Annotated in this window: 6 protein-coding genes; 4 read left to right on the top strand and 2 right to left on the bottom strand. The window is 69.4% G+C overall.

Annotation, left to right across the window (positions count from 1 at the left end; translation table 11 throughout):
• Positions 1 to 990 (top strand): methyl-accepting chemotaxis protein (locus ACK59X_RS00215; protein WP_409954444.1); only part of this gene is annotated, 990 nt, incomplete at its 5' end.
• Positions 991 to 1095: 105 nt separating this feature from the next.
• Positions 1096 to 1320 (top strand): tautomerase family protein, encoded by a 225-nt coding sequence (locus ACK59X_RS00210; RefSeq protein ID WP_409954443.1) that lies wholly within the window; start codon positions 1096 to 1098, stop codon positions 1318 to 1320.
• A gap of 10 nt (positions 1321 to 1330) precedes the next feature.
• Here ACK59X_RS00210 and recJ read toward each other — a convergent pair whose 3' ends face one another.
• Positions 1331 to 3046 carry a single-stranded-DNA-specific exonuclease RecJ gene (recJ, locus tag ACK59X_RS00205; protein ID WP_409954442.1) on the bottom strand — a complete coding sequence of 572 codons (1716 nt, stop codon included), beginning with the start codon at positions 3044 to 3046 and terminating at the stop codon, positions 1331 to 1333.
• Positions 3043 to 3993: a phosphoglycerate mutase gene (locus ACK59X_RS00200; protein ID WP_409954441.1), complete on the bottom strand. Its 951-nt coding sequence runs from the start codon at positions 3991 to 3993 to the stop codon at positions 3043 to 3045. The genes recJ and ACK59X_RS00200 overlap by 4 nt, the downstream gene beginning before the upstream one ends.
• Positions 3994 to 4068: 75 nt before the next feature.
• Here ACK59X_RS00200 and ACK59X_RS00195 point away from each other — a divergent pair, with 75 nt between their 5' ends.
• Positions 4069 to 5325, top strand: a complete 1257-nt coding sequence (locus tag ACK59X_RS00195; RefSeq protein ID WP_409954445.1) for a lipoprotein-releasing ABC transporter permease subunit — start codon at positions 4069 to 4071, stop codon at positions 5323 to 5325.
• Positions 5325 to 6578 carry a lipoprotein-releasing ABC transporter permease subunit gene (locus tag ACK59X_RS00190; protein WP_409954440.1) on the top strand — a complete coding sequence of 418 codons (1254 nt, stop codon included), beginning with the start codon at positions 5325 to 5327 and terminating at the stop codon, positions 6576 to 6578. The genes ACK59X_RS00195 and ACK59X_RS00190 overlap by 1 nt, the downstream gene beginning before the upstream one ends.
• The last annotated feature ends 110 nt before the right edge of the window (positions 6579 to 6688 follow it).

Here is a 6688-nt window from a genome sequence, read left to right as displayed (position 1 = left end):
GAAGTGCGCCATGGCGTGGACTCGGTCTCCTCGGCCTCGGTGGAGATTGCCAACGGCAACCACGACCTGTCGGCACGCACCGAGCAGACCGCTTCCAACCTCGAAGAAACCGCGGCCAGCATGGAACAGCTGACGGCCACGGTGTCGCAATCGGCCGCCCCGGCGCGCCATGCCAACCAACTGGCCGGCACGGCGGCCCAGGCCGCGGCACGCGGCGGCGAAGTGGTGGGCCAGGTGGTCAGCAGCATGCAGCAGATCACCGACAGCTCGCGCAAGATCGCCGACATCATCGGCACCATCGACGGCATCGCCTTCCAGACCAACATCCTGGCGCTGAACGCGGCCGTGGAAGCGGCCCGTGCGGGCGAGCAAGGCCGGGGCTTTGCGGTGGTGGCCAGCGAAGTGCGCAGCCTGGCGCAGCGCAGCGCCGAAGCGGCCAAGGAAATCAAGACGCTGATCAATGCCAGCGTGGAGAACGTGGAATCGGGCTCGGCCCAGGTGGCGCAGGCGGGCCAGAGCATGGAAGAGATCGTCTCCAGCGTGCGCCGGGTGAGCGATCTGATCGGGGAGATCACGGCCTCCTCGACCGAGCAGCGCGACGGCATCGCCCAGGTGAACCAGGCGGTGACGCACCTCGATCAGATGACGCAGCAGAATGCGGCGCTGGTGGAAGAATCGACGGCCGCGGCGGCGTCGATGCGCGACCAGGCGCAGAAGCTGGCCGAGGTGGTGTCGATGTTCAACGTGGGGGCTGTGGCGGCACGGGCGCCTGGAGCAGCGCCACGGCCTGCACCGGCAGCCAGCCGGCCGGCGGCCGCGCCCGCGCGCAAAGGCGTTGCCGGCAAGTCGCCAGCGCCTGCCACGGCACGGCTCACGGCGTCGGTGCCCAAACCGGCAGCGGCCCCCAAGCCTGCAGCAGCCGGTCCAGCCCCTGCGCCGGCCCCCCGCGCCACCGCAAAGGGCGGGGACGACGACTGGGAAAGCTTCTGACCGCAGGCGTTGCAACGGGGCAGCGCTCCCGCAGACAATCCACCAAGGCAGCACGGGCTGCCTTTTTCATTCCTGAGACACCAATCCTCGACAGAAAGCCTTTCCATGCCCCTGATCAACATTCGCCTGGCCAACCGCGATATCCCCACCACGTCCGCCCAGAAGGCCGCGCTGATCGCCGGCGTTCCGCGCCTCATGCAGGAGGGGCTCGACAAGAAGCCCGAGACCGTGACCGTCATCATCGACGAGGTCGATCCTGACAACTGGGGCGTGGGTGGCGAGCAGGTCACGGTGGTGCGCCAGCGCGCCAAAGGCCCTTTGCAGGCCTGAAACCGCCGCGCTAGATCTCAGCGCCCTCCACCAGAAATTGCACCTTGCGCTCGCCGCGCCATTCGTTCACATCCAGGCGAAAGGCCAGCAGCACGCGCGCAGGCAGTTGCTCGGTGTGGCCGAACCAGATCGCATCGACGGGGTTGCCCTGGTGCATGAGCTTGATGGACAGGTGGTTCTTGGCCTCGCCCACCAGGCGCTGGCTCAGCACCTGCACTTCTTCGCTAAAGGTCGGCGGCGCAAAGCCCTGGCCCCAGACCTCCTGGTGCAGCGTGTCCACGACGTCGGCGCGGCAGTACTCGGGCGCCAGCGGGCCATCGGTCTCGATGCGGCGCGTGAGCGTGGAGGCATCGAGCCACTCCTGCGCCACCTGGTCCAGGGCCTGCTCGAAGGTCTCGAAGGCTTCCTCAGGCACGGTGCAGCCGGCCGCCATGGCATGGCCGCCGAACTTGAGCAGCACGCCCGGGTGGCGCTTGGCCACCAGGTCCAGCGCGTCGCGCAGGTGAAAGCCCGGGATGGAGCGGCCCGAACCCTTGAGCTCGTGCTGCTTGCCCGGTGCGCTGCTGGCCGCGAAGACGAAGGTCGGGCGGTGCAGCTTGTCCTTGATGCGCGAGGCCACGATGCCCACCACCCCCTCGTGGAAGTCGGGGTCGAAGACGCTGATGGCCGGGGGCGGGTCCTCGCTCTCGTCGAACAGATTCTCGGCCATCAGCATGGCCTGCTCGCGCATGCCGCCCTCGATCTCGCGGCGCTCGCGGTTGATGGTGTCCAGCTGGCCGGCCAGATCGCTCGCCCGGCCCGGGTCGTCGGTCAGCAGGCACTCGATGCCCAGCGTCATGTCGGCCAGGCGCCCCGCGGCATTGATGCGCGGCCCCAGCGCAAAGCCGAAGTCGAAGGTGGTGGCGGCCTGCGCCTTGCGCCCGGCCGCCGTGAACAGCGCGGCCACGCCGGCCGGCATGGCGCCGGCGCGGATGCGCCGCAGGCCCTGGGCCACCAGGCGGCGGTTGTTGGCGTCCAGGCGCACCACGTCGGCCACGGTGCCCAGGGCCACCAGGGTGAGCAGGGGGTCAAGCTTGGGTTGGCTGGCCAGGTCGAACACGCCACGTGCACGCATCTCGGAGCGCAGGGCCATGAGCACATAGAACATCACGCCCACGCCGGCCAGGGACTTGCTCTCGAAGGTGCAGCCCGGCTGGTTGGGGTTGACCATGGCGTCGGCCGCGGGCAGCTCGGGGCCGGGCAGGTGGTGGTCGGTGACCAGCACCGAGAGGCCCAGGGCCTTGGCCTCGGCCACGCCCTCGACGCTGGCGATGCCGTTGTCCACGGTGATCAGCACGTCTGCGCCGCGCTCCTTCACGCGGCGTGCTATCGGCGGGGTCAGGCCGTAGCCATCGGTCACGCGGTCGGGCACCAGGTAGTCCACATGCCTTGCGCCCAGCAGGCGCAGGCCACGCACGGCCACGGCGCAGGCCGTCGCGCCATCGCAGTCGTAGTCGGCCACAATGCACAGGCGCAGGTCCTGTGCGATGGCATCGGCCAGCAGGGCGGCGGCAGCCTTGATGCCCATGAGCCCGGCGGGTGGCAGCAGGCGCGCGAGTCCATCGTCCAGCTCGTCCTTGTCGCGCACGCCGCGCGCGGCGTACAGGCGCGCGAGCAGCGGGTGCACTCCGGCCTGCTCCAGCGCCCAGGCGGCACGCGGGGGAATGTCTCTGGCCGTGATTTTCATAGTTGGGGTGCCACCTGGGCAAAGCGGGTGGGCTTGAAATGGGCCTGGATGCGCTGCAGCAGGCCGCGTGGTGCGGTATGGAAGGACCTTGCGGACTGCTCGCCGCACAGCGTCAGGCGCACGCGCGCACCTTGCTCGGCCTGGCGCAGCAGTTCGGCCACGGGCCCGGCGTCCAGGGCGGTCCAGGCAGAGGCCCAGCCACGCCAGTCCTCGCGCAGTGCGGCATTGCGCAAGGCCATGGGCATTTGCGGCGCCTGCGCGGGTGGCGTGGCAGGCAGAGGGCCTGCGCCGTGCACCCAGAAGGAGTTGACCATGGGCAGGCCGCGCTCGGCCCGCTCCTCGGTGAAGGCATGGGTGTACAGCAGCATCTGCATTTCGCTTTGCAGACGGTGCAGGGTGCGCCCCCGGGTGGCGTCGGGCATCCAGGGGCGCACATCCCGCAGCAGCACGCGGTCCAGCGAGGCGGTGGCCAGGTCGGCCAGCAGCGGGCCCTTGGCCAGCCAGCGGGTGGGCTGGTCATAGTGCAGCGTGATGCCGTCCTCTGCGAACCAGGGGGCGACGATGGCCAGCAGTGCACGCGAGGCAGCTTCATCGATGCCCAGGGTCTCGGGGTCGCGCAGGGTGATGTGGTCGGTGGTCACCTGCCATTGGCAGGGGGTGACAAAAGCCCAGGCCTCGTCATCGGCCGGCAGCCCCTGCTGCAGCCGGTACCAGGCAGCCCAGGGCGTGCGGCCATCCTCGGCCGGCAGCCCCAGGGCCTGGGCCAGGGCGCGCTCGTGGGGCGCCGAGAAGCTGGTCTCCTCGCCACTGCGGGAATGGGCCGGGTCGGCGGTGAGCCGCGCCAGCAGGCGGTCCAGGTGCGGCAGGGGCAGGTTGGCCAGGGTTTGCTGGCACCCCTCGGAGGCGCTGGCAGCGTAGGGGATGAGCAAATGGGGGATGTCCGACATCCCCCTATTGTCCGGGATGCCACAATCGCTCCCGCCATGTTCGGCCATTTCCTGTGGTCCCGGCGTTTCTCCACCATGCAACTTCCCTACGAACTGGCCCTGGGCCTGCGCTACACCCGCTCGGGGCGGGCCACGCGGCGCAACGGCTTCATTTCCTTCATCTCCGGCGCGTCCATGCTCGGCATCGCCCTGGGCGTGGCGGCGCTGATCGTGGTGCTCAGCGTCATGAACGGCTTCCAGAAGGAGGTACGCGAGCGCATGCTGGGCGTGGTCGCCCACATCGAGGTCTTTGCGCCCCAGGGCGCCGCCATGGCGGACGCGGCGCGCACCATCGCCGAGGTGAAGCAGAACCCGGCCGTCACTGGCGCCGCCCCCTACGTGGCGGCCCAGGCCCTGATCGCCCATGGCGACGACATGAAAGGCGCGCTGGTGCGCGGCATCGACCCGGCGCTGGAAGGCTCGGTGACCTCGCTGGCGGCATCGAATGCCCAGGTGCTGGCCACCCTCGTGCCCGGGCAGTTCCGCGTGGTGCTGGGCAGCGAGCTGGCCAAATCGCTCGGTGTGAAGGCGGGCGACGCCGCGACCCTGGTGGTGCCTGCCGGTCAGGGCGGCAATGGCAGCCAGGGCGGCCCGCGCTACCAGCCGCTCACCGTGGCCGGCACGGTGGATTCGGGCCATTTCCAATACGACTCCACCCTGGTCTGGATGCACCAGGACGACGCCATGGCCGTCTTCGGCCTGCGCGGGCCCACGGGCATCGGCCTCAAGCTGCAGGACCTGGAGCAGGCCAACGCCGTGGCCTACCAACTGGCCCGCACCGTGAGCGGCGACCTGCTGCTGCGCGACTGGACGCAGCAGAACCGCACCTGGTTCGAGGCCGTGCGCCTGCAAAAGCGCATGATGTTCATCATCCTGGCGCTGATCGTCGCCGTGGCGGCCTTCAACCTCGTCTCCACGCTGGTGATGACGGTCAACGACAAACGCGCCGACATCGCCATCCTGCGCACGCTGGGCGCCAGCCCCAAAAGCATCATGGGCGTCTTCGTGGTGCAGGGCGCCATGGTGGGCATCATCGGCACCCTGGCCGGCCTGGTCCTGGGCCTGGGCATCGCCCTGAACATCGACGTGATTGTGCCGGCCATCGAGAAGGCGCTGGGTGCCTCCTTCCTGCCCAAGGACATCTACCTCATCGACCGCATGCCCAGCGAGCCGCAGAGCACGGACATCGTGCCCATCGCCCTGATCTCGCTGGCACTGGCCTTCGTGGCCACCCTGTACCCGAGCTGGCGCGCCAGCCGCGTGAACCCTGCTGAAGCGCTGCGCTACGAATGATGCAAATTCCCTATGAACTGGCCCTGGGCTGGCGCTACACCCGCGCAGGCCGCGCCACGGGGCGCGACGGCTTCATCTCCTTCATCTCGGGCGTGTCCATGCTGGGCATCGCCCTGGGCGTGGCGGCGCTGATCATCGTGCTGTCGGTGATGAATGGCTTCCAGCGCGAGGTGCGCGACCGCATGCTCAGCGTGGTCTCGCACATCGAGATCCTGGCGCCCCAGGGGGCTGCGCTGCCCGACGTGGCCACTACCCTGGCCGAGGCCAGGCGCAACCCGAACGTCACCGGTGCCGCGCCCTTCGTCTCCGCGCAGGCGCTGCTTTCGCGCGGGCAGGACATGCGCGGCGCGCTGGTGCGTGGCATCGACCCGGCGCTTGAAAGCTCGGTGACGGACCTGGCCGCGGGCAACGAGAAGACACTGCAGTTGCTCGTGCCCGGTGAATTCCGTGTGGTGCTGGGCGGCGAGCTGGCCCGCTCCCTCGGAGTGCGCGCGGGCGATACCGTGACGCTGATCGCGCCCGCCGGCCAGGTCACGCCGGCCGGCGTGGTGCCGCGCCTCAAGCAGATGACGGTGGCTGGCACCTTCGATTCGGGGCACTACGAGTACGACTCCGCCCTGGTGCTGCTGCACCACGAGGATGCGCAGCGCATCTTCCGCCTGGAAGGCCCCACCGGCATCCGCCTGAAGCTCACGGACGTGCACCAGGCGCGCACAGTCGCCGCCGAACTGGCCGGCACCGTGAGCGGCGGCCTGGTGGTGCGCGACTGGACGCAGCAGAACCGCACCTGGTTCGCCGCCGTGCAGCTCGAAAAGCGCATGATGTTCATCATCCTCACGCTCATCGTGGCCGTGGCGGCGTTCAACCTCGTCTCCACGCTGGTGATGACGGTGACCGACAAGCGTGCCGACATCGCTATCCTGCGCACGCTGGGCGCCAGCCCCAGGAGCATCATGGGCGTCTTCGTGGTGCAGGGGGCCATGGTGGGCGTGATCGGCACCCTCGCCGGCCTGCTGCTGGGCCTGGTGATCGCCTTCCACATCGACGTGATCGTGCCGGCCATCGAGCAGGCGCTCAATGCGAGCTTCCTGCCCAAGGACATCTACCTCATCAGCAAGATGCCCAGCGACCCCCAGGGCTCGGACATCATCCCCATCGCCATCATCTCCCTGATCCTGGCCTTTGTGGCCACCCTCTACCCCAGCTGGCGCGCCAGCCGTGTGAACCCCTCCGAGGCGCTTCGCTATGAATAAGAACAACGTTCCATCCGCCATGCCCCTGCCTGCCGCCCCGCCCGCGCGTGGCGAGGTGGTGCTGCAGGCCCAGGGCCTGACCAAGCGCTTCACCGAAGGCCGGCTGGACG

It is taken from the genome of Acidovorax sp. (genome assembly GCF_046339755.1).
In the GTDB taxonomy this organism is placed as follows: Bacteria; Pseudomonadota; Gammaproteobacteria; order Burkholderiales; family Burkholderiaceae_C; genus Acidovorax.
The sequence above is the reverse complement of the archived record's forward strand: the minus strand, read 5'-3'. Positions and strand labels throughout refer to the sequence as shown.

What these genes read in the sequence shown, in the direction of transcription:
- ACK59X_RS00210 (WP_409954443.1), top strand. Translation starts at nt 1,096, where the DNA reads ATGCCCCTGATCAACATTCGCCTGGCCAACCGCGATATCCCCACCACG.
- recJ (WP_409954442.1), bottom strand. Translation starts at nt 3,046, where the DNA reads ATGAAAATCACGGCCAGAGACATTCCCCCGCGTGCCGCCTGGGCGCTG.
- ACK59X_RS00200 (WP_409954441.1), bottom strand. Translation starts at nt 3,993, where the DNA reads ATGTCGGACATCCCCCATTTGCTCATCCCCTACGCTGCCAGCGCCTCC.
- ACK59X_RS00195 (WP_409954445.1), top strand. Translation starts at nt 4,069, where the DNA reads ATGCAACTTCCCTACGAACTGGCCCTGGGCCTGCGCTACACCCGCTCG.
- ACK59X_RS00190 (WP_409954440.1), top strand. Translation starts at nt 5,325, where the DNA reads ATGCAAATTCCCTATGAACTGGCCCTGGGCTGGCGCTACACCCGCGCA.